Annotated in this window: 18 protein-coding genes and 2 tRNA genes; 4 read left to right on the top strand and 16 right to left on the bottom strand. The window is 71.3% G+C overall.

Annotation, left to right across the window (positions count from 1 at the left end; genetic code table 11):
* Positions 1 to 28: 28 nt before the first annotated feature.
* Positions 29 to 2,893, bottom strand: coding sequence for a leucine--tRNA ligase (leuS, locus tag AS594_RS23025; RefSeq protein WP_069928797.1), 2,865 nt, complete (start codon positions 2,891 to 2,893; stop codon positions 29 to 31).
* Positions 2,894 to 3,403: 510 nt separating this feature from the next.
* Between leuS and AS594_RS23020 the strand changes: the two genes are divergently transcribed.
* Together AS594_RS23020 and AS594_RS23015 are read left to right on the top strand one after the other, a co-directional pair.
* Positions 3,404 to 4,897 carry a ferric reductase-like transmembrane domain-containing protein gene (locus AS594_RS23020; RefSeq protein WP_338120178.1) on the top strand — a complete coding sequence of 498 codons (1,494 nt, stop codon included), beginning with the start codon at positions 3,404 to 3,406 and terminating at the stop codon, positions 4,895 to 4,897.
* A complete protein-coding gene (locus AS594_RS23015) occupies positions 4,894 to 6,471 on the top strand; it encodes an NADH-quinone oxidoreductase subunit NuoF family protein (protein WP_069928795.1) in 1,578 nt (525 codons plus the stop codon). The genes AS594_RS23020 and AS594_RS23015 overlap by 4 nt, the downstream gene beginning before the upstream one ends.
* Before the next feature lie 53 nt (positions 6,472 to 6,524).
* On the opposite strand, the gene AS594_RS23010 is transcribed toward AS594_RS23015, so the two are convergent.
* Positions 6,525 to 6,597, bottom strand: a tRNA-Ala gene (locus tag AS594_RS23010).
* A 127-nt stretch (positions 6,598 to 6,724) separates the two neighbouring features.
* On the opposite strand from AS594_RS23010, the gene AS594_RS23005 reads away from it, so the two are divergent.
* Complete coding sequence (locus AS594_RS23005; RefSeq protein ID WP_240509078.1) at positions 6,725 to 7,942, top strand: glycosyltransferase 87 family protein; 1,218 nt, start codon at positions 6,725 to 6,727, stop codon at positions 7,940 to 7,942.
* Here AS594_RS23005 and AS594_RS23000 read toward each other — a convergent pair.
* From AS594_RS23000 to AS594_RS44745, 7 genes are all read right to left on the bottom strand, one after another.
* On the bottom strand, positions 7,911 to 8,144 hold the full coding sequence (locus AS594_RS23000) for a hypothetical protein (RefSeq protein WP_028813478.1): 234 nt from the start codon (positions 8,142 to 8,144) through the stop codon (positions 7,911 to 7,913). The genes AS594_RS23005 and AS594_RS23000 overlap by 32 nt on opposite strands.
* An 823-nt stretch (positions 8,145 to 8,967) precedes the next feature.
* A tRNA-Ala gene (locus AS594_RS22995) sits at positions 8,968 to 9,040 on the bottom strand.
* Positions 9,041 to 9,110: 70 nt separating this feature from the next.
* Positions 9,111 to 9,779, bottom strand: coding sequence for a histidine phosphatase family protein (locus AS594_RS22990; protein ID WP_069935329.1), 669 nt, complete (start codon positions 9,777 to 9,779; stop codon positions 9,111 to 9,113).
* Complete coding sequence (gene rsfS, locus AS594_RS22985) at positions 9,776 to 10,282, bottom strand: ribosome silencing factor (protein ID WP_176733100.1); 507 nt, start codon at positions 10,280 to 10,282, stop codon at positions 9,776 to 9,778. Before rsfS ends, AS594_RS22990 begins: the two co-directional genes overlap by 4 nt.
* Positions 10,282 to 11,928: an LCP family protein gene (locus AS594_RS22980; protein WP_069935328.1), complete on the bottom strand. Its 1,647-nt coding sequence runs from the start codon at positions 11,926 to 11,928 to the stop codon at positions 10,282 to 10,284. The genes rsfS and AS594_RS22980 overlap by 1 nt, the downstream gene beginning before the upstream one ends.
* Before the next feature lie 53 nt (positions 11,929 to 11,981).
* Positions 11,982 to 12,596, bottom strand: a complete 615-nt coding sequence (nadD, locus tag AS594_RS22975) for a nicotinate-nucleotide adenylyltransferase (RefSeq protein WP_069928792.1) — start codon at positions 12,594 to 12,596, stop codon at positions 11,982 to 11,984.
* 38 nt (positions 12,597 to 12,634) lie between these two features.
* Positions 12,635 to 12,802 (bottom strand): hypothetical protein, encoded by a 168-nt coding sequence (locus tag AS594_RS44745; protein WP_167368038.1) that lies wholly within the window; start codon positions 12,800 to 12,802, stop codon positions 12,635 to 12,637.
* A gap of 203 nt (positions 12,803 to 13,005) precedes the next feature.
* On the opposite strand from AS594_RS44745, the gene AS594_RS22970 reads away from it, so the two are divergent.
* Positions 13,006 to 14,082 carry a M48 family metallopeptidase gene (locus AS594_RS22970; RefSeq protein WP_069928791.1) on the top strand — a complete coding sequence of 359 codons (1,077 nt, stop codon included), beginning with the start codon at positions 13,006 to 13,008 and terminating at the stop codon, positions 14,080 to 14,082.
* Here AS594_RS22970 and AS594_RS22965 read toward each other — a convergent pair.
* From AS594_RS22965 to AS594_RS22935, 7 genes are all read right to left on the bottom strand, one after another.
* Positions 14,079 to 15,212: an SCO2583 family membrane protein gene (locus AS594_RS22965; protein ID WP_069928790.1), complete on the bottom strand. Its 1,134-nt coding sequence runs from the start codon at positions 15,210 to 15,212 to the stop codon at positions 14,079 to 14,081. The genes AS594_RS22970 and AS594_RS22965 overlap by 4 nt on opposite strands.
* Before the next feature lie 110 nt (positions 15,213 to 15,322).
* On the bottom strand, positions 15,323 to 15,931 hold the full coding sequence (locus AS594_RS22960) for an SCO2584 family spore wall biosynthesis protein (RefSeq protein ID WP_069928789.1): 609 nt from the start codon (positions 15,929 to 15,931) through the stop codon (positions 15,323 to 15,325).
* Between the two features lie 68 nt (positions 15,932 to 15,999).
* Positions 16,000 to 17,304: a glutamate-5-semialdehyde dehydrogenase gene (locus AS594_RS22955; RefSeq protein WP_069928788.1), complete on the bottom strand. Its 1,305-nt coding sequence runs from the start codon at positions 17,302 to 17,304 to the stop codon at positions 16,000 to 16,002.
* A 206-nt stretch (positions 17,305 to 17,510) separates the two neighbouring features.
* The gene (locus AS594_RS22950; RefSeq protein WP_069928787.1) at positions 17,511 to 17,996 is read right to left on the bottom strand and encodes a hypothetical protein; all 486 of its coding nucleotides are present in this window, start codon (positions 17,994 to 17,996) and stop codon (positions 17,511 to 17,513) included.
* 132 nt (positions 17,997 to 18,128) lie between these two features.
* Positions 18,129 to 19,256, bottom strand: coding sequence for a glutamate 5-kinase (gene proB / locus AS594_RS22945; protein ID WP_069928786.1), 1,128 nt, complete (start codon positions 19,254 to 19,256; stop codon positions 18,129 to 18,131).
* A gap of 142 nt (positions 19,257 to 19,398) precedes the next feature.
* Complete coding sequence (gene rfbD, locus AS594_RS22940) at positions 19,399 to 20,283, bottom strand: dTDP-4-dehydrorhamnose reductase (protein WP_069928785.1); 885 nt, start codon at positions 20,281 to 20,283, stop codon at positions 19,399 to 19,401.
* A gap of 120 nt (positions 20,284 to 20,403) precedes the next feature.
* A complete protein-coding gene (locus AS594_RS22935; protein WP_069933820.1) occupies positions 20,404 to 21,633 on the bottom strand; it encodes a glycosyltransferase family 2 protein in 1,230 nt (409 codons plus the stop codon).
* Positions 21,634 to 21,780: the final 147 nt, after the last annotated feature.

Raw genomic sequence — 21,780 nt, 5'->3', positions numbered from 1 at the left:
CCCGTAGGGGAAAGCACCTACCCCCGCGCTACGCCGGAACGATGTTGACCAGCTTCGGCGCCCGCACGATCACCTTGCGGATCCCCGCGCCGCCCAGCGCGGCGACCACGGCCGGATCGGCCAGCGCCAGCTTCTCCAGCTCCGCCTCGGCGATCGAGGGGGAGATCTCCAGCCGCGCCCTGACTTTGCCCTTGACCTGCACGACGCACGTCACGGTCTCGTCCACGACGTACGCCGGGTCGGCCACCGGGAAGTCCTGGTGCACCACGGAGTCGGTGTGCCCCAGCTTGCGCCACAGCTCCTCCGCGATGTGCGGGGCCAGCGGTGCGACCAGCAGCACCAGCCGCTCGGCGACCGACCGGGACAGCGGGCCGCCCGCCTTCGTCAGGTGGTTGTTCAGCTCGGTGACCTTGGCGATGGCGGTGTTGAAGCGCATCCCGGCCATGTCCTTGCCGGCGCCGTCGATCGCCTTGTGCAGGGCACGCAGCGTGTCCTCGTCGGGCTCGGTGTCCACGACGGTGGCCTCGCCCGTCGTCTCGTCGACGATGTTGCGCCACAGCCGCTGGAGCAGCCGGTACTGGCCGACCACCGCGCGCGTGTCCCACGGCCGCGACACGTCCAGCGGGCCCATCGCCATCTCGTACAGCCGCAGCGTGTCCGCGCCGTATTCGGCGGAGATCTCGTCCGGGGTGACGGCGTTCTTCAGGGACTTGCCCATCTTGCCCAGGACGCGGCTGACCTTCTCGCCCTGGTACCAGTACGCGCCGTCGCGCTCCTCGACCTCGGCCGCCGGCACCGCGATGCCGCGCGAGTCGCGGTAGACGAACGCCTGGATCATGCCCTGGTTGTAGAGCTTGTGGAACGGCTCGGAAGACGAGACGTGCCCCAGGTCGAACAGCACCTTGGACCAGAAGCGCGCGTACAGCAGGTGCAGTACGGCGTGCTCCGCGCCGCCGACGTACAGGTCGACGCCGCCGTGCGGCATGCCCTCGCGGGGCCCCATCCAGTACTGCTCGATCGCGGGGTCGACCAGCTTCTCGCCGTTGTGCGGGTCCAGGTAGCGCAGCTCGTACCAGCAGGAGCCCGCCCAGTTGGGCATGGTGTTGGTCTCGCGCCGGTACTTCTTCGGGCCGTCGCCCAGGTCCAGGGTGACGTTCACCCACTCCTGGTTGCGCGACAGGGGCGTCTCGGGCTCGGTGTTCGCGTCGTCCGGGTCGAACGTGCGCGGCGAGTAGTCCTCGACCTCCGGCAGCTCCAGCGGCAGCATCGACTCGGGCAGCGAGTGGGCGACGCCCTCCTCGTCGTACACGATCGGGAAGGGCTCGCCCCAGTAGCGCTGTCGGCTGAACAGCCAGTCGCGCAGCCGATAGTTGACGGTGCCCTCGCCGATGCCGCGCGCGGCCAGCCACTCGGTGATCTTCGCCTTGGCGTCGACGACGCCCAGCCCGTCCAGCGAGATGTCCGCGCCGGAGGAGTTGACGATCTTCGCGTCGTACGAGGCGAACGCGTCGTCCCACTCCGCCGGGTCCGTGCCCCGCCCGTCCGACGGCTCGACGACGCAGCGCATCGGCAGCTCGAAGGCGCGCGCGAAGGCGAAGTCGCGGGAGTCGTGCGCCGGTACGGCCATGATCGCGCCGGTGCCGTAGCCCATCAGCACGTAGTCCGCGATGAAGACGGGCACCTGGTCGCCGCTGACGGGGTTGACCGCGAACGCGCCGGTGAAGACGCCGGTCTTGTCCTTGGCCTCGGCCTGCCGCTCGACGTCGGACTTCGAGGCGGCCTGGGCGCGGTACGCCGCGACGGCGTCGGCCGGGGTGGCGTGGCCGCCGGTCCACACCTCGTGCGTGCCCTCGGGCCAGGCGGCCGGGACGATCTTCTCGACCAGGTCGTGCTCGGGCGCCAGCACCATGTACGTCGCCCCGAAGAGGGTGTCCTGACGGGTGGTGAAGACGGTGATCGCGTCGTCGCCGACGGCGAAATCGACCCGCGCGCCCTCGCTGCGGCCGATCCAGTTGCGCTGTTGCAGCTTGATCGCCTCGGGCCAGTCCACGCCGTCCAGGTCGTCCAGCAGACGGTCCGAGTAGGCGGTGATGCGCATGTTCCACTGGCGCAGCTTGGCCTTGAAGACGGGGAAGTTCCCGCGCTCGGAGCGCCCGTCGGCGGTGACTTCCTCGTTGGCCAGTACGGTGCCCAGGCCCGGCGCCCAGTTCACGGGCGCGTCGGAGGCGTACGCCAGGCGGTACTCGCTCAGGACGTCGGCGCGCTCGGTGGCGCTCAGCTCACTCCAGGGGCGCGCGTCCGGCGTGGCACGCTCCCCGCTCTCGAACTGCGCCACCAGCTCGGCGATCGGCCGGGCGCGGTCCGCCTCCTTGTCGTACCAGGAGTTGAAGATCTGGAGGAAGATCCACTGGGTCCACTTGTAGTAGTCCGGCTCGATCGTCGCGATGGAGCGGCGCTTGTCGTGCCCCAGGCCCAGCCGGCGCAGCTGCTGCTTCATGTTGTCCATGGCGGCCTCGGTCGACACCCGGGGGTGCGTGCCGGTGGCGACCGCGTGCTGCTCGGCGGGCAGGCCGAAGGCGTCGAAGCCCAGGGTGTGCAGGACGTTGTGGCCGGTCATGCGCTGGTAGCGGGCGAAGACATCGGTGGCGATGTAGCCCAGCGGGTGGCCGACGTGCAGTCCCGCGCCCGAGGGGTACGGGAACATGTCCATGATGAACTTCTTGGGCCTGGCGGCCAGCTCCGCGTCGCCCGCCAGGTCACCGCTGGGGTTCGGCGCCTCGTACGTGCCCTCCGCGTCCCAGAAGTCCTGCCAGCGTGCCTCGATGTCAGCGGCCATCGCGGCCGTGTAGCGGTGCGGTGCTGCCACCTCGGCAGCAGTATTCGTCTCGCTCATGATCCTCAAAGCTCCATCGATCGTCTCTGCCAGCGGCTGCGACATTCAGGCTGTGACGTTCAGCGAATGAACCGTGACGTTCAGCCAATGAAAAATCCCCTCGCACAGGAGGGGACGCCGCGCCGATTCCGACCGGATCTCTCATCCGTCGGGACTGATCAGCGCGGCTCGCTAAGCAGAAGGCGTACGGCACGCATGGCGTCAGGGTACCGCAGCGCCCGAGAGAGCCGCATCGCGTATCCGTCCCACGGACCGATCCCCCCTTGCCAAAGGGGTTACCCCGCGTATCGGCCCTATCCGGGGCACCGACCGGACAAGTTTTCCCGCCTTCTGAACGCTAAACCTCCAAACCTCGTACTGCCTGGTATGGGTCGACTTAGCATGCGGCAACGGGACCACTTTGCCGAACCATTCGGAGTCGCCCCCATGAACCCTCATCGAAAAATTTCGAGCTCTCTGGCTTTTCCCGCATTGAGCCGCCCCGCCCAAGGAGGTCTCACAGCCGTCGCGTTGCTCCTCATACCGCTGTTCGCCGTCCTCGGCAGCGACAGCCTGCGCGCCGCGCTCGACTTCACCACCGGCGTCCTCTCCCTGGTCTCGCTCACCGCCGCCGTCGCCTGGGGCCTGATCGCGACGGACCGGCTGCTGCTGCGGCCGCGCCACCGGCTGCTCGCCCAGGGCGTCCACCGCGCCACGGCGGTCGCCTCCATCGGCTTCCTCCTGCTCCACGTGACGGTCAAGGTCTCGCTGGGCCACGTCGCGCTCCTGGGCGCCCTCATCCCCTTCGGCCTCGGAGTCAGCGGTACGTCCGGCCTCATCGGGTTCGGCTCACTGGCCGGCATCCTGATGGTCGTCGCGGCCTCGACCGGCGCCATGCGCAGCGCGTTCGCCACCCCGGGACGCATCGCGGGCCGCTGGCGGTCGCTGCACATGGTCGCCTACCCGGCGTGGGCGTCGGCCCTGATCCACGGCCTGTTCACGGGCCGGCCCGCCGCCGGGTGGGTCGTCACGATGTACGCCCTGGCCCTCACGGCGGTCGTCGGCGCCCTCTCCCTGCGCCTGCTGCCCCCACCGCTCAAGCGGGCCGTCGCCGACCGGTTGGTGGCTCTCGTCACCTCCCGCTCGCTGACCCCGGCGCCCGAGCAGGCTCCCCGCGACCCCTCACTCTCGCCGCTGCCTGGCGGTGGTTTCGCCCCGCCTCAGGAGCAGCCGCGACCGCAGCGACAGCCCGAGCAGCTGTTCCGCGAGGACCAGCAGCCCCCGCCGCCCCGCCTCGCCGCTCCCGCCCCGCCCCTATACGAGGCGGGGCCCTCCACGGAGGGTCTACGCGCGGGGACAGGCACCGGCATATCCGCCGCGTACCGCGCCGTGTCGGGCTCGGCCGCGGCGCCCACCGAACGGATCCCCCTCGTGGAACAGATCCCCATGACAGAGGAGATCCCCGTCCAGTCAGCACCCCCGCCGCACCGCTGGCCCACCCCGTCGCCCCCGCCGCCCGCGCCGGCCGTCCGCCCGCCGTACGACCCGGACCGCGCGGCGTACGGCCCGGGAGCCGTCCCGGCACCCGACCTTCCGGGGTACGAGCCCGACGCCGTACCGAACGATCCCGGGAACGGTCAGAACCGTGAATTGGACGTTCCCTGGAACGGCGGGGACGCCGGAACGACCGCTCCCTCCTACAGCCCGTACGCCGAGAGCGACGTTCCCTGGAACGGTCCGGACGCCGGAACAGCCGCTCCCTGGAACGGTCCGGACGCCGAAACGACCGCTCCCTGGAACGGCCAGGACGCCGAAACGACCGCTCCCTGGAACGGCCAGGACGCCGAAACGACCGCTCCCTGGAACGGCCAGGACCCCGTTCCCGGCGTTCCCGGGTACGCCCCCGACGCACCACCCGCCGCACCGCTCCCCCATCCCCTCGACAGCACCGAGCCCGCGCCGGGTCCGCTCTACCGGCCCGCCGCCGGTGAGCCCTGGCACGCACCCGCAGGAGACCGACGTTGAACGTCCCCCTTCCCGACGTCCCCGAAGTACGCGTGGTCGGCCTTCCCCAGTTGACGACCGGCTTCGATCTGGTCGAGCGACTCGACCTCGGCATGCACCTGAAGGTGCACGGCCCCCTCCAGCCGATCGGCGGAGAGCGCCTGGCCGAACTCGCCGACCACATATCCCTGCGCGGCCGCGGCGGCGCCGGCTTCCCCTTCGGCAAGAAACTGCGGGCGGTCGCCCAGGCGTCCATCCGGCGCGGGGTGAGACCCGTGGTGGTCATCAACGGCAGCGAGGGCGAGCCCGCCTGCCGCAAGGACACCGTCCTGCTCAACCGCGCCCCGCACCTCGCGCTCGACGGCGCGCTGCTCGCGGCCGAGGCGCTCGGTGCCCGCACACTGATCGTCGGCGTCACCCGCAACTCGACCGAGGCGTCCATACGCGCCGCCTTCGCCGAGCGCGGCCTGTCCGACCGGCGCGGCCAGCAGCTGCGCGCACGGATCGTACGTACCCCGGAACGAATGGTTTCCGGCGAGGCGTCCTCCCTCATCCGCGCCGCGAACGGCGGCCCCGCGCTCCCGCCCGGACGCCGTGAGCGCGCCTCCGAAACCGGCGTCGGCGGCGCGCCCACCCTGCTGTCCAACACGGAGACCTTCGCGCAGCTGGCCGTCGCCGCCCGCATAGGCGCCCGCCGGTACGGCCACACCGGCCTGGAGAACGAGCCGGGCACCGTCATGCTCACCATCTCCGGCGCGGTGTCCCGCCCCATGGTGGTGGAGGTGCCCACCGGTGTTCCGCTGCGTTACGTCCTCCAGATGGCCGGCGCCCCGCCGCTCCCCCAGGGCGTGCTGACGGGCGGCTACCACGGCAACTGGATCGACGCGGTCGCCGCGCACGACGCGGTGATCTCCCGCGAGTCCCTCGCCTCGTTCGGCGGCGCGCTGGGCGCGGGCGCGATCCTCCCCATCGGCCCCGAGACCTGCCCCCTGGGCGAGTCGCTTCGCGTCGCGAACTGGCTGGCCGCCGAGACGGCCGGTCAGTGCGGCCCCTGCCGCCTCGGCCTGCCCGCCGCCGCCGGCGGCCTCTCCGACGTACTCAACGGTGGCGGCCAGGCCGCCCTGGAGGCCCTGCGCGAAGTGACGCAGGCCGTGAAGGGCCGGGGCGCGTGCAAGCACCCCGACGGCTCCGTGCGCTTCTTCGTCTCCACCCTCAACGCCTTCACCGACGACCTGGCGGCGCACGTCCTGGGCGGCGGCTGCGGCCGCGAGACGATGGGCGTACTGCCGCTGCCCGGCCCCGGTTACGAGGAGGAGGGCATCCCGAGCGGCGAGAAGTTCGCGGTGGACTGGACGCTCTGCAAGGGCCACGGCCTGTGCGCGGACATCGCCCCCGAGCTGATCCGGCTCGGCCCCGACGGCTACCCGGCCCTCGCGGACGCGTCAATTCCGGTGCACCTGAGGGGACGCGCCCAGCGTGCGGTACGCCGCTGCCCCGAGCTGGCGCTGCGCATCGAGCAGGAGGCCCCCGAGCGCCCGGCACGGCCCGCACTGCCGCCCGGCGGCAGAAAGGCCCTCGGAAGCGGCCGGGGCTGACCCCCGGAACGAGAAGATCCCCCGGTCGGTTCGACCGGGGGATCCTCGTCCTGTGGAGCTAAGGAGAATTGAACTCCTGACCTCCTGCATGCCATGCAGGCGCTCTACCAACTGAGCTATAGCCCCTTGCGTTCTGCCGCTTCGCGGGTTTCCCCGGCGGCTCCGCCAACATTACACGGTCCCCCCGGCCCTCCACCAAATCGTTTGTCCGCACACCCGTTCTGTCCCCATACGCCCGGTACTGTCAGCCCGCGTGACCGTCACCGCGCAGACCGTGCAGACCGCCGCAGCCCGTCCCGCCGCAGCCCGTCGGCCGATACTCGTCGCCGCCTCGGTCTGCCTGCTCTCCTTCGCGGCCTTCTGGGCCGCCCAGCGGGCCGCCGGCGTCTCGATGATCGACCTCATGGTCTACCGGGCCGAGGGCGAGACCGTACGGGCGGGCCGGGACCTCTACGCCATGCGCGCCACCGAGGCGAACCTGCCGAACACCTATCCCCCTTTCGCCGCCCTGCTGTTCACCCCGCTGACGCTGCTCGGCGTTCCCGGGATGCGCACCCTCGCCACCGCCGGGAACCTCGTCCTGCTCGTCGCCCTGGTGCGCCTCTCGCTGCGGCTGGTGGGCGGCGGGAGCGCCACCACCGTCCTGTTGGCCGCCGCGCTCGCCGTCTGGTGCGAGCCGGTGTGGACGACACTGCGGTACGGGCAGATCAACCTGCTGCTCGCGACCGCCGTCCTGTGGGACCTCACCCGCCGCGAGGGTCACCGGTGGGCCGGCGCGGGCATCGGTCTCGCCGCTGCGGTGAAGCTCACACCGGCACTCTTCGCGGTCTTCCTCCTGATCACGGGTCTCGTACGCGCCCGGGGGGCCGGGAGCCCGGCCCGCAACCCCTGGCTCCGGCAGGCCGGGACCGCCACCGCCGTCTTCCTGGGGGCGACCGTGACCGCCGCGGCCGTCCTGCCGTACGACTCGCACCGCTACTGGACCCGGATGATCTTCGAGGCGAACCGGGTGGGCCACGCCGAGGACACCGCCAACCAGTCCCTGCGCGGCGTACTGGCCCGGCTGCTGCACACCGGCGATCCGGGCCCGTGGTGGGCCGTGGCCGCCGCCCTGGCGGCCGTGGCGGGCCTCGCCGTCGCGGTGGCGGCCGAGCTGCGCGGCGAGCGGGCCGGGGCGGTGGTGGCCTGCACGGGGACCGCGCTCCTCGTCAGCCCGGTTTCCTGGTCGCACCACTGGGTGTGGTGCGTTCCCGCGGTGCTGTTCCTCGCCGCGCGCGGGCGCGTGCGGGCGGCGGCGGCGACGGCGGCGGTGTTCTGTTCGTACACGCTGTGGTGGGTTCCGCACGGGCCGGGACGGCTCGAACTCGCCCAGAACATCGGCCAGATGACGCTGTCGGCGCTCTACCCGCTGACGGCCCTCGCCGCACTGGTCACCGTGTTCACGCTGTGGCGAACGAATAGAAGCGCTTGAGCGTGCAGTGCTCGTCGAGCAGCCGTCCGTAGATCGGCTCCCCTTCGAGTTCGCGGTACGTCTCGATGGGGTCGCCTTTTATGATCAGCGCCCGTGCGCACTCCTCGCACCAGTACTGATAGTCGGCGTTGACCGGTTCCATGTCCCTGACGATGGGCGTGCCACTGCCGCACCAGTCGCATTTCCGCCTGTGTGCGCCCATCACTCAGCTCCGGCTGTGGCGGCAGGCCGTGCACACGTACGAGATACCTCCGTTGTCGGTGCCGGGCAGACCACGAACCGCATCGAGGATGCTCGCGGGCATCGCGCTCTCCCTCCCCATCGGACCGTCGTCCCCCTCCGGCGGTCCGATTCTGCCATGGCTACGCAAGGGGGGTCAGTGACGTGGGCGCAGGAGGCCCGCCGGTGCCCCGAAGACCGACGCGGCGGCCGGCGCAAGGGCACATACCCACAGCGCATCCTCGTACGCATGCGTCCCCGGTGGATTCACCCGGTTCAGGAAGAGAGTGCCGAATGCCGCGCCACCGGGCAACTGCCCCCCGTTGCGGGCGCGGAGGTGAGCCCCGCGCGGCCGACCGTGACGCGTACACCGGGAAGGCCGCGAACAGGGCCCCGAAGGCCCCCTGGGAGAGCCAGCACCACACCGGCCACCCCTGCGGGGCCTGCGGGCGCCGGCGGCGCCCTGAAGAGCGGCACGGCGACGGCGCGCGGAGCCACCGGCCTGGAGGCGCCAACTGACCGGTGTCCGCCGCCAGTCCGCAGGCCCGAGAGGCCCGGTGAATACGCCGGGCCCGCCCGGCCAGGTGCGACGGCGGCCGAGCGGGCCACCGAGCCCCTCCGCAACCCGGCGCCGGCCGCTCCGAGTTCGGGGCACATGGTCAGGGTTGACGGTCGGAGCGGATGGGCGGGGCGGCGGCGTTGACGCACACGTCCGACGACGAGGAGAGCCGGCAGCGGAAAGCGGCCCCAGTCACCACAACAAAGAATCCCGGCCCCTCCTGGAGGAGGAACCGGGATCCTGATTGTGGAGCTAAGGAGAATTGAACTCCTGACCTCCTGCATGCCATGCAGGCGCTCTACCAACTGAGCTATAGCCCCGCTGTTCTCCGCGCTGTGCGCTGCGAACAAGAAGAACTTTAGCCTGCGACCTGGCAGAAAGTGAAATCCGTCAGTCGTCGTCGCCGAGGACCGGTTCCGGAAGCGTCCCGGCGTTGTGCTCCAGCAGCCGCCAGCCGCGGGCGCCTTCGCCCAGCACCGACCAGCAGCAGTTGGAAAGCCCGCCGAGGCCCTCCCAGTGGTACGACTCCAGACCGAGGAGCCGGCCGATGGTGGTGCGGATGGTGCCGCCGTGGCTGACGACGACCAGCGTGCCGTGGTCGGCCAGCTTGTCGGCGTGCGCGAGCACGACAGGAGCCGCCCGGTCGGCGACCTCGGTCTCCAGCTCGCCACCACCGCGCCGCACCGGCTCGCCGCGCTTCCACGCGGCGTACTGATCGCCGAACTGCCCGATGATCTCGTCGTGCGTCAGGCCCTGCCAGGCACCCGCGTACGTCTCCCGGAGGGCGGCGTCGTGCGTCACGTCGAGGCCGGTCAGGACGGCCAGCTCGCGGGCCGTGGCCGCCGCCCGCCGGAGGTCGGACGCGATCATCGCGTCCGGCTTCAGGGAGGCGAGCAGCCGCGCGGCCCGGCGCGCCTGGGCGACGCCGGTCTCGGTCAGCTCGATGTCGGTGCTGCCCTGGAAGCGGCGCTCCAGGTTCCAGGCTGTCTGTCCGTGCCGCCACAGGACGATGCGGCGGCCCCGGCTCTTCCTGCCGGGGGCGGTGTCGCTGCCGTTCAGCTCAGGTCTCCGTCCACTTCACCGGCCGCACGCAGCTTGGCGTGCTCCTCGCCCAGACCGCGCGTCTTGACGGCGTCCTCGGGCAGCGTGATCTCGGGGCAGTCCTTCCACAGGCGCTCCAGAGCGTAGAACACACGCTCCTCGCTGTGCTGGACGTGGACGACGATGTCGACGTAGTCCAGGAGCACCCAGCGGGCCTCGCGGTCGCCCTCGCGGCGTACGGGCTTCACGCCGAGGTCCTTGTTCAGCCGCTCCTCGATCTCGTCGACGATCGACTTGACCTGGCGGTCGTTGGGCGCCGAGGCGACCAGGAAGGCGTCGGTGATGGACAGCACATCGCTGACGTCGTACGCGATGATGTCGTGCGCGAGCCGGTCTGCGGCCGCCTGAGCGGCGGCGTTGATGAGCTCGATGGAACGGTCAGTGGCGGTCACTAGCAGGCTTTCGTCGGCGGTCAGAGGTACCTCCAGGGTCTCACGGACCGCCGACGGCCCCGACGGCATTACTTCGCCTTGAAATCCTGACCCAGTACGACCGTCACATCGGCGTTCGCGGCCGCCTTGCCCTTGCGCACCGCGCCCGCCGGCAGACCCAGCGTCTTGGCGACCTCCTCAGCTGTCGCCTTCTTCGCCGCGTCACCATAGGTGACCTGCGAGGACGTGACCGGGGCAGTGGCCTGGCCGGCGTCCACGAACGCGTATCCGCCGTTGACCAGGGCGATCCTCGCGGTCTCGGTGGCGCCGGTGTCCCCCTGGGCGTTGCGGACGCCGACCCGCACGGCCGCGCCCTGCTCCGGGCTGCTGGCCGAGCCTCCGAGGATGTCCTTCACCACACTGTCGGCGGCGGAGTCGCTCAGTGTGCCGTCGGGCCGCACCGGCAGCTGCGCCGTCTCGTACGCGCCGCGCTTGGCGCGTTCGGCGAGCTTGGCGAGCGAGGCACCGAGGTCCTTCTCCGGCAGCGAGGGGTCGAGGACCTGCGCCAGGGTGCGGACGGTGGTCGTCGCGGCCTGCGGATCGTCCGAGATCTTCTTCAATACGCCGTGCATGACCTGCCCGAACCGCTGGAGCTGCGCCGTCTCGGCCTCGCCCGGCGCCCGGTGGGTGGCGTACGCGACGGCCATCCGGCCGCTCAGCGTCTGCTCCTTGCCCTGCCGCACCACGGGCGTGGCGCCCTTCTTGGTGTCGGGCACGTCGGTGTCGGTGTCGATCTCGATGTTGCCGACCAGCTCGACGAGGTTCTCCAGGTACGGCGTGTCGAGCCGCCAGGTGCCGCCGATCTTCGTCCCGAGTACGGAACCGATCGCCTCGCGGGTGCCGGCCGAGCCGTCGTCCTCGACGGACTTGGCAAGCGTGGTCGTGAGGCCGTCGTCGTTCGCGACGGAGAGCGAGTTGGGGAGCAGGACGGTGGTGCCCCGCTTCCTGGTGATGTTGTCCACGAGCAGCACCGTCGACGTGGCGCCCTTGGTGGTGTGCAGGTGCACCGCGATCACGTCGCGCTTCTGGGGGCCCGAAGCGGTGACCGGAGCGTCCTTCCCGGCGGAGAGGCCGGGCAGCATGCCCGCGTACCAGAGATAGCCCACACCGCCCGCGACAACGAGGGCGACGGCGACGACCAGGGCGACGACGCGGTTGCGTCCGCGGCGCCTGGCCTCCTCGCGGCGCTCGGTGCGGCTCTCGGTGAACTTCAGCCAGTCGATGACGTCTTCGGAGTCCTCGTCCGGCTCTTCGACGAAGGAGAACTGCTCGGTCGCGTACTCGTTCTTCGGGCGGCGCTGCTCGGGCACGGGAACGGACGCGCGGACCGGCTCGGGTTCCGGCTCCGGCACGGGCTCCGGTACGGGCCGGGGAGGCGCGGCCTGCTGCGGGATCCACTGCTGCTGCTGAGCGGTGTCGACGTACCCGTACTGCTGCTGCTGTTGTTGTTGTTGCTGCTGCTGCGCGTAGGGGTCGTACGGCTGCTGCGGCTGCTGGGCGTACGGGTCGTAGCCGTACCCCTGCTGCTGTTGCGCGTCGTACTGCTGCTGCTGCGGGTGCTGCGGCTGCGCCTGCTGGTACACCGGCTGCCCGTACGCGTCGTAGCCGATGATCTCCGGCTGCTGGGCGTACGGATCCTGAGCGTACGGGTCGTACGGATACTGTCCGTCGTTCACCGGTGCCCCTCTCCCTGCTTGTCTGTGCTCCCCGTACGGCCGTGCCGGACCGCTCAGTCGCGGTACAGCGCGCGCTTGTCGATGTAGCGGACCACACCGTCCGGAACGAGATACCAGACAGGCTCACCCGCCGCGACTCTCGCCCGGCAGTCGGTCGACGAGATCGCCAGCGCCGGCACCTCGACCAGGGACACACCGCCCTTGGGCAGCCCGTCGTCCGTGAGGTCGTGGCCGGGCCTGGTCACACCGATGAAGTGGGAGAGCGAGAAGAGCTCCTCCGCGTCCCGCCAGGTGAGGATCTGGGCGAGGGCGTCGGCACCGGTGATGAAGAAGAGGTCCGAGTCGCTGTTCAGCTCGCGCAGGTCCCGCAGCGTGTCGATGGTGTACGTCGGACCGCCGCGGTCGATGTCGATCCGGCTCACCGAGAACTGCGGGTTCGACGCCGTCGCGATGACCGTCATCAGATAGCGGTCCTCGGCCGGGGACACCTGCTTGTGGCTCTTCTGCCACGGCTGCCCGGTCGGTACGAACACCACCTCGTCGAGGTGGAACTGGGCGGCCACCTCACTGGCGGCCACCAGGTGTCCGTGATGGATCGGATCGAACGTCCCGCCCATCACGCCGAGTCGGCGCTTGCCGGGACCGCTCGGCCTCTGCTGCTCTCCCATGCGTGCAGAGCCTACTGGCCCCGTCTCGCGGCCCGGCCTCAGCGGTCGCGGTTGAAGCGCGTGGTGATCCACAGCAGGAGCAGGAGCGCGAGGAGCGCGCCGCCGCCGGTGAGGTACGGGTTGAGGGATTCGTGGTTCCCGCCGTGCTCGCCGCCCTCACCGGAGGCGAGGGTCACGAGGGAGACAGCGGTGCTGTGGAGGCTCATCTGCGGCAGGACCTATCCGGGAGTGGGAGCGGAGAACTTCGGAAACTTCGCCGACATCGTATGCGGGCGGCCCGGGCACGCTCACGCCGACTCAGTCGTTCAAGCGATGTCCGGCTCCGGGAACCTGCCGAGCGCGGCTCGCGCAGGCACATACGCTGAAGCGGTCCGGGGGACGGGAAACACTCGTAGACAGGGGGCCAACCATGACCGACGGCAATCACGAGAACGTACCGAGCCGCAATCGCCGGCGCTTCCCGGGCATCTCGTCCCGGGCGTACGAACATCCGGCGGACCGCTCGGCCCTGGTGGCCCTGCGCAAGCTCACCGGCTTCGACACCGTGTTCAAGGCGATGAGCGGGCTGCTTCCCGAGCGCAGCCTGCGGCTGCTCTTCCTCTCCGACTCGGTGCGGGTGAGCGAGGCGCAGTTCGCCCATCTGCACACGATGCTCCTTGACGCCTGTTACATCCTGGACCTTGAGAAGGTCCCTCCGATGTACGTCGCGCAGGACCCGAAGCCCAACGCCATGTGCATCGGCCTGGACGAGCCGATCATCGTGGTCACCACGGGCCTGGTCGAGCTGCTGGACGAGGAGGAGATGCGGGCGGTTGTCGGCCACGAGGTGGGCCACGCGCTGTCCGGCCACTCCGTCTACCGCACGATCCTGCTCTTCCTGACGAACCTGGCGCTCAAGGTCGCCTGGATCCCGCTGGGCAACATCGCGATCATGGGGATCGTGACGGCGCTGCGCGAGTGGTTCCGCAAGTCGGAGCTGTCCGCCGACCGCGCCGGTCTGCTGGTCGGCCAGGACCTCCAGGCGTCGATGCGCGGCCTGATGAAGATCGCCGGAGGCAACCACCTGCACGAGATGAACGTGGACGCGTTCCTGGAGCAGGCCGAGGAGTACGAAGCCGGGGGCGACCTGCGCGACTCCGTACTGAAGATCCTCAATGTCCTGCCGCGCTCGCACCCGTTCACCACGGTGCGCGCCGCCGAGCTGAAGCGGTGGGCGGAGAGCCGCGAGTACCAGCGGATCATGGACGGCCACTACGCCAAGCGCGACGAGGACGGTGACACCTCCGTCACGGACTCCTTCCGGGAGTCCGTGACGCACTACGCCGAAACGGTGCGCACCAGCAAGGACCCGCTGATGAAGCTGGTGGGCGACCTCGCGGGCGGCGCGGGCGACCTGGGCGGGAAGCTGCGCGACAAGTTCACCGGCGGCGGAAGCGGTAACGGCAAAGGCGGCAGCGGCGCCGACACCGGCGGGGGCCGGCCCTAGCCGCCGCCCCGCGGGCTCGGCATCGCGCTCGGCGCCAGCGTCCCGCACAGCGCCGCCGTGCTGGAGCCCGTCGCGTACGGGTCGGTCCCGGCGGGCCCCTCGCCGGTGGCACGCTGCCCGGCCAGTACGGGCCTCAGGTGGCTCACCGCGTCGGCCGAGCAGGACTGCGGGCCGGCCTGGACGTACGAGCCGAGCAGCTCGGCCCGGTGCATCCGCAGGTCGTCGCGGTCGAAGCGGAAGTGCAGCTCGCGGCGGACGGTGAACAGCGAGGCACCGTCCGCCCGCGCGTCACCGTCAGCGGCAGCGGCACCGGCCGGGCGCAGCGCGTAGACGAAGGCGTGGTCCGAGGTCACTTCGAGGCGCCCGGACGCGGTCTCCTCGACGCGCAGGACGCCCTGTACGCGCGGCTGCGGGCCCGCCGGCGTCACCTTCGCCGGATCGAAGCGCACCAGCCATCCGGTGGCCGCGTGCCTGCCGTCGCCGGCCGGGTCGCGAAAGCTGCGGTCGAACTGGGTGAGCTGGTCGGGGTCGAGCAGGGCGCGCACCGGGCGGACCGTGGACCCGTTCAGTACGTCCGGGTCCAGGGAGGACGCGACCAGGTAGTCCCTCGCGATGGTCAGCGCGGACATCACCTGGCCCTCCGAGAAGTGGGCGGTGCGCCGCGCGGGCGGCAGGGTGACGCCTTCGGCGCCCGTGCGGAACTGCGCCGCCGGACTGCGCGCGAAGAGTTCGGCGGGCTCACCTCCCGGCACCGTGTCCTGGGGGGCCAGCGGTATCACCGTCGCCCGCAGCAGCCCCGCGCGGGCGGCCGCGGGCGGCTGGTACGGGTGGCGTACGCCCAGGTAGATCGCCGTACCGAAGGCCATGGCGACGAGCAGAACGAGCACCAGTGCCTGCACCGGCCCCGATCCCCCGCGGGAACGGCCGGCGGCCGCGTCGCCGCGGACCCTGCGGACGGGCCGGGTGTGCACGGCCTTCTCGTGGTCGTCCATCCGCTCCTGCGCGGAGTACTCCTGAAGGCGGGCAGCCCGCACGAACGATTCGTCGAAGACGACGGACCGGTATTCGTCGTCGCTGCCACCCGGGAGGCCCTCGGGCGCCCCCTCGGGAGGCTCTCGGTGCCCTGCCATATCTTCAGGGTAGGTCGGCGGGGGGCATCGTAAACGCCCTGGTGCGCGTCAAGTTGTGACGGGCGCCCCCGACCCGGGGCCTTCGGCGAGGACGTTCCCGGCGGGCCCGCTCAGGGGGCGGTGCGCGGAACGGCGGACGCGGCCGGCGGGGAGTGCTCGGCGGACGCCGAGGGGCCGCCCGGCCGGGGGTTGTCGCTCGTCGCGGGCAGCGGGACCTGGTCCTCCCGGCTGCCGGAGGCCGCGCTCCGGTACACCGCGCTGAACGCGAGAGCCACCATCCCGATGCCCATCAGCAGGGCGAGCATCCAGGCCACGGGCCGGTGCCACCGCGCGCGCCCCCGGTAGGGGCGCCGAGCGCCGCCGTGCGGCCCGTACGGGCCCGTGCCGTCGTCGTACCAGCCGTAGGCGTCGTCCGCGTCCAGCGGGCCGTACGCGCCGTCGTGGCCCGGTTCGCGGGCGCCGTACTCGGAGCCGTACCCCTCGTCGTGGAGGTCGTCGTCCGGGTGGGCCTTGCCCGCTCTCGCCCTGGTGGCCTCCGCCTCGGCCCGCGCCTGGGCGGCGGCCAGCAGCCGCTCGACGGCGCTCGGCTCATGGATCTCGGCGGCCCGTACGAAGTCCTCGTCGAACACCACGGAGGCGAAGTCCTCTTCCGCGCCTCCGCGGTCGTCGTCGGGCTCCCAGCCGTCCTGGAACGGCTTGCCCCCCACGTCGTCCGGCACTCGTTCAGCGTAGACCTGGACGGTCGTTTTGGGCAGAGAACGTGCAAACGACGAACACCACTCCGGGATTACCGCGTGTGACCGTCGCCCGTCACGATGTACTTCGTCGAGGTCAGCTCCGGCAGACCCATCGGCCCGCGTGCGTGCAGCTTCTGCGTCGAGATCCCGATCTCGGCGCCGAACCCGAACTGACCGCCGTCGGTGAAACGGGTGGACGCGTTCACCGCGACCGTCGTCGAGTCGACCAGCTGGGTGAACCGGCGGGCGGCGGCCTGCGAGGTCGTGACGATCGCCTCGGTGTGCCCCGACGTCCAGCGGCGGATGTGGGTGACGGCCCCGTCCAGCGAGTCGACGACGGCGGCGGCGATGTCGTACGAGAGGTACTCCGCCTCCCAGTCGTCCTCCGTGGCGGCCACGACGGCCGCCTTGGACCCCTCGGCATACGGGAGCACCCGCTCGTCGCCGTGGACCGTCACGCCCGCCTCGGCGAGCGCGTCCAGCGCGCGCGGCAGGAAGGCGTCGGCGATGTCCCGGTGGACGAGGAGGGTCTCGGCGGCGTTGCAGACGCTGGGCCGCTGCGCCTTGGAGTTCACGAGGATGTCGACAGCCATGTCGAGGTCGGCCTCGGCGTCCACGTAGACGTGGCAGTTGCCGGTGCCCGTCTCGATGACGGGGACGGTGGACTCCTCGACGACCGTACGGATCAGGGAGGCGCCGCCGCGCGGGATCAGCACGTCGACCAGGCCGCGGGCGCGCATCAGCTCCCGCACCGAGTCGCGGGACTCCCCCGGCACGAGCTGCACGGCGTCGGCGGGCAGGCCGGCGGCGGCGATCGCGTCGCGCAGCACGCCGACGAGGGCCGTGTTGGAGGCGTACGCAGACGAGGAGCCGCGCAGCAGCACGGCGTTGCCGGACTTGAGGCAGAGCGCGGCGGCGTCCACGGTGACGTTCGGCCGGGCCTCGTAGATGATCCCGACGACGCCGAGCGGCACGCGGACCTGCCGCAGGTCGATGCCGTTGGGCAGGGTGGAGCCGCGTACGACCTCGCCGACCGGGTCGGGCAGGCCCGCCACGTCCCGGACGTCGGAGGCGATGGCGGCGACCCGCTCGGCGGTCAGCGTCAGCCGGTCGATGACCGTCTCGCTCGTACCGGCGGCCCGGGCCTTGGCGACGTCCTGGGCGTTGGCCTCGACGATCTCGTCCGTACGGGCCACCAGCGCGTCGGCGACGGCCAGCAGCGCGGCGTCCTTGACGGAGCGCGCGAGTGGCGCGATCGCGTCGGCGGCGGCGCGGGCGCGCCGGGCGGTCAGCGTGACGGGGGACGCGGCGGCCGCGGTCGGGTCGGTGCCGGCGAGAGGAGAGTGCGAGGTCATACCCGCAGGGTAATGCGCGCTCTGTGCGCATTCACCGGGTATCCCGCTCCGCGAGACGCCCGGTCCCGCGACACCGCGCTCACGCGTCGGCCCCCGCCGGGGCGCCGGACGCACCGGCCAGCACAGCGGTCCCGGCGATCCCAGCGGTGCCTGCGGTCCCAGCGGTGCCTGCGGTCCCAGCCCCGGAGTCCCGGCGGTCACACCGGTCAGTACGGATGCACGCCCACGGGCGCCGCCGGCGGCGGGCCGTACCCCTCGGCGATCCGGAGGTGGTAGGTGTCCCGGTCGATGACCTCCAGGCCCACGATCTCCCACGGCGGCAGCTTCGACGTCGACCGGTGCTCGCCCCACAGGCGCAGGGCGACGGCCGCCGCGTCGTGCAGGTCCCGCGCCTCTTCCCAGTACCGGATCTCCGCGTGGTCGTTGGCATACCTGCTGGTCAGCAGGAAGGGATGGTCGTGGGCGAGCTGTTCGAGGCCCCGTCTGACCTCCTGAAGCGGGGCCTCGGCGCCCGAGACGCTGAGAGTGATGTGCCAGAGCCTCGACACCTCCCGGGTGCCGTTGAGCTCCTGACCGGCAGCCGGTCCCTGGTCCTGCTCCGGGGCGTCGTCGAAGTCCGCCCCCGCCCCGACACTGGTCAGGGCGCGCTCGGCCGTCCCTCGGGGCAGCGCCCCCGGACGCGCTCGTCTCACCGGCGGCCTCCTGTAATGCGTTGCTGTGCTGTACCCCGCGCTGGTCCCCCGCAACAAAGTTGACCAGTCCTGGGCCCGGCGCGGGGCCGTTTTCGTGAAGGTCTCCGCCGCGAGGCTGGTCTTTCAGCCGTTTCAGGGGTGGAGAACGACCAGATCGTCCCTGTGTACGACTTCTCGCTCGTACGCCGGCCCGAGTTCCTTGGCCAGGTCCCGGGTGGAGCGGCCCAGCAGCTGCGGGATCTCCTTGGCGTCGTAGTTGACGAGCCCGCGGGCCACGGCGACACCCGCGGTGTCCCGCAGCTCCACCGGGTCGCCGGCGCTGAACTCGCCCTCGACCCGGGCGATTCCGGCGGGCAGCAGCGACGTACGCCGCTCCACCACGGCCCGTACCGCTCCGTCGTCGAGCACCAGCGCGCCCTGCGGCGTCGAGGCGTGGGCGAGCCACAGCAGCCGGTCGGCGCTGCGGCGGCCGGTGCGGTGGAAGTAGGTGCCCGTGTCGCGCCCGGCGAGGGCGTCCGCGGCGTGGACGGCGGAGGTGAGGACGACGGGGATGCCGGCGGCCGCGGCGATCCGGGCGGCTTCGACCTTGGTCACCATGCCGCCGGTACCGACGCCCGCCTTGCCCGCGCTGCCGATGGAGACGTGCGCGATGTCGCCCGGGGCGCGGACCTCGCCGATGCGCGTGGTGCCCGGGAGGCTCGGATCCCCGTCGTACAGCCCGTCGACGTCGGACAGGAGCACCAGCAGGTCGGCCCGTACGAGATGGGCGACGAGGGCGGCGAGCCGGTCGTTGTCGCCGAAGCGGATCTCGTCCGTGGCCACGGTGTCGTTCTCGTTGACGACCGGGACGGCGCCCATGGCGAGGAGCTGGTCCAGCGTCCGGTACGCGTTGCGGTAGTGGGCACGGCGGCTGGTGTCGTCGGTGGTGAGCAGCACCTGGCCGACGCGTACGCCGTAGCGCGCGAAGGAGGCGGTGTAGCGGGCCACCAGCAGGCCCTGGCCGACGCTGGCGGCTGCCTGCTGGCGGGCGAGGTCCTTGGGGCGACGGGCGAGCCCCAGTGGCGCGAGTCCGGCGGCGATGGCGCCGGACGACACGAGCACGATCTCCTTCTCGCCGCCGCTGCGCGTCTTGGCCATGACGTCGACGAGCGCGTCGACCCGGTCCGCGTCGAGCCCTCCCGACGCGGTGGTGAGTGAGGAGGAGCCGATCTTGACGACGATCCTGCGGGCCTCTGCTACGCCCTGCCTTGCCCCTGACACGTACCGTCCCCACTCCTGCTCGCCCGGTTCTCCCCGCAATGTACGTGAGCCGCTCCGGACGCCGCCTCCGCATTTCGCCCCGTGGACGCCCGGCCGCCCGTCTCCGGCGCTGGCGGGCCCCCTGATCGGGCCGGCGGGCGGTTCAACGGCCCAGGGTGGGCAGCGCCTGTGCGAGCGCCGCCCGCCAGTGCCTGAGCGGCTCGATCCCCGCCGTGTGCCACCGCTCGTGCCCCAGGACGCTGTACGCGGGCCGCGGAGCCGGGCGTGCGAAGGCGGCGCCGGGCGTGGGGCGCACCCGTCCGGGGTCGGCACCGAGGAGGGTGAAGATCTCACGGGTGAGACCGAACCAGGTCGTGTCGCCGCTGCTCGTGCCGTGGTAGATCCCGGGCTCGGCGGTGCCTTCGGCGGCGGCCCGCCCGAGCCGCACCAGCAGGTCGGCGAAGTCGGCGGTCCAAGTGGGCTGGCTGCGCTGGTCGTCGACCACGTCGACGGTCTCTCTGACGCCTTCCAGCTTGATTATCGTACGGACGAAGTTCCGGCCACCCGCCCCGTACAGCCAGGCCGTACGGACCACATAGCCGGTGTCGGGCAGCACCTCCAGGACGGCTCGCTCCCCCGCCAGTTTGGTGCGTCCGTAGGCGCTGCGCGGACCCGTCGGGGCGTACTCGTCGTACGGCGTGCGCGCGGTCCCCGCGAAGACGTAGTCGGTGGACACCTGGAGCAGCACGGCGCCGTTGGCCCGGCACGCCTCGGCGAGCCGGCGGGTCCCTTCGCCGTTGACCCGCAGCGCGTCGGCCTCCCTGGCCTCCGCCTCGTCGACGGCCGTCCAGGCGGCGCAGTTGACGACGACCGCTGGCCGGTGGGCCGCGAACGCGGCGCGCAGGGAGGCGGGTTCGGTGATGTCCAGCTCACGGCGGCCGAGGCCGGTGACCGGCTCGTCGCCCCGGGAGCCGAGGCGGGCCACGAGGTCCCGGCCCAGTATTCCGCCCGCGCCCGTGATCAGCCAGCCGCGCGCCCTGGTCGTCATGTCCCGATCTGTACCATGTGCGACCCGGACTTCCCGGGGGGACACCCCTTCGGGCCGTCTCCGTTGTTCCGGGGTGTGCGGCCGGATCACGGAGACGGGCCAGAAGTGGATGACCCTTCGTCAGGAACGGGCCCGGCGGCCCGCGACGGCGCCCCGTGCCATCCTGCGCAGCTTGCGCACCGCGCGGCGCGCGAAGGACGGCTTGGGCTTGCCGGCCCCCGGCGCAGTCACCCGCACCCCGCCGACCCACTCCGCGACCGTGACCGCGAACATCTCGTCGGGCACGCCCGCCTTCCTGTCCGTGAAGTGCGGGTACGCGAGGTAGGGCTTGCCCGCCGAGCCCTTGCGGACCACCTCGGGCACTTCCTTCGCGTCGAGGAACTTCAGGTGGTCCTCGAGGAGATCGGCCCGCCCCTCGGCCACGTAGTGCATTCGCAGCCGCTCGGGCACCTTCAGCCGGCGGGCCACACCCGGCGTCCAGTACTTGTCCATGAGCGGCTGCGCCAGCTCGATCTTGTTCTGGCGCGTGGCGGTCTTCGCCTTCAGCCAGCGGTGGTCGAACTGGGGCAGCAGCGTGATCACGAACGGCCGGATCATCAGCTCGTCACGCTTTTCGCCGGGCGGGAAGAATTCCGCGATCAGGTCCATCAGGGCCGTCGCCGAATCGAAGCGCATCGCATAACTGCCACTCTGCGTGATGTGCTTGCCGTCGTCGCGGCGCACGATATAGAGGCAGACGTAGTCGGCGATGATCGAGACCCCGGAACTTCGCACATATGCCTCAAGGGTGAAGCGTGCGTCCTCGCCGGTGTACAGCTGCTGATCGAAGCGCATTCCGTGCTTCTCCAGCAGCTCGCGCCGGAAGAGTTTCTCGGCGCTGAGCGTGAATTTGATATTGGACGAGAAGAGGTCCGTACGCTCCAGCGTGCGGCCGAACATGGACTTCGGCGCACCGCGCCCGATGCCCTCGATCTTGCCCAGCACGACGTCCGTGCCGTTGCGGTCGGCCATCGCGACCATGCGCTCCAACGCCTCCACGCCGAGGTAGTCGTCGGCGTCGAGGAAGAAGACATAGCGGCCGCGGGCCATGTCGAGACCTACGTTTCGGGGGCCACTCGGTCCACCGGAATTCTCCTGGTGGACGACGCGCGTGGCGACCTTGCTCCTGGCTGCGAACTCGTCGAGATACTCTCCGGTCCCATCGGTCGAGCCGTCATTGACGGCCACGATCTCTATGCGGTCGGCGCCCAGCGTCTGGGCTTCGACCGATTCCAGGCAGGGGATCAGGTAGGGCATCGCCTCGTAGGCACCGATGATCACGGTCACATCGGGAATCTCGACTGCGGCCATGCCCGTCTCATTCTCGTTCATCGACATCCAAGACAGTCGGCACATGGGTGTGGTTGTTCACCATCGTCACTTTTCCACGTGATGCTCGCCACATCACACACGAAAGGCCCGGCAGATCGTCTCGAAAAGACGCTCTGCCGGGCCGAT

It is taken from the genome of Streptomyces agglomeratus (assembly GCF_001746415.1).
Classification (GTDB): Bacteria; Actinomycetota; Actinomycetes; order Streptomycetales; family Streptomycetaceae; genus Streptomyces; species Streptomyces agglomeratus.
The sequence above is the reverse complement of the archived record's forward strand: the minus strand, read 5'-3'. Positions and strand labels throughout refer to the sequence as shown.

Excerpts from the sequence above, each read along its gene's own strand:
- leuS (WP_069928797.1), bottom strand. The coding sequence starts at position 2,893 with ATGAGCGAGACGAATACTGCTGCCGAGGTGGCAGCACCGCACCGCTAC.
- AS594_RS23000 (WP_028813478.1), bottom strand. The coding sequence starts at position 8,144 with ATGGGCGCACACAGGCGGAAATGCGACTGGTGCGGCAGTGGCACGCCC.
- rsfS (WP_176733100.1), bottom strand. The coding sequence starts at position 10,282 with ATGCCGTCGGGGCCGTCGGCGGTCCGTGAGACCCTGGAGGTACCTCTG.
- nadD (WP_069928792.1), bottom strand. The coding sequence starts at position 12,596 with ATGGGAGAGCAGCAGAGGCCGAGCGGTCCCGGCAAGCGCCGACTCGGC.
- AS594_RS44745 (WP_167368038.1), bottom strand. The coding sequence starts at position 12,802 with ATGAGCCTCCACAGCACCGCTGTCTCCCTCGTGACCCTCGCCTCCGGT.
- AS594_RS22970 (WP_069928791.1), top strand. The coding sequence starts at position 13,006 with ATGACCGACGGCAATCACGAGAACGTACCGAGCCGCAATCGCCGGCGC.
- AS594_RS22965 (WP_069928790.1), bottom strand. The coding sequence starts at position 15,212 with ATGGCAGGGCACCGAGAGCCTCCCGAGGGGGCGCCCGAGGGCCTCCCG.
- AS594_RS22955 (WP_069928788.1), bottom strand. The coding sequence starts at position 17,304 with ATGACCTCGCACTCTCCTCTCGCCGGCACCGACCCGACCGCGGCCGCC.
- rfbD (WP_069928785.1), bottom strand. The coding sequence starts at position 20,283 with ATGACGACCAGGGCGCGCGGCTGGCTGATCACGGGCGCGGGCGGAATA.
- AS594_RS22935 (WP_069933820.1), bottom strand. The coding sequence starts at position 21,633 with ATGGCCGCAGTCGAGATTCCCGATGTGACCGTGATCATCGGTGCCTAC.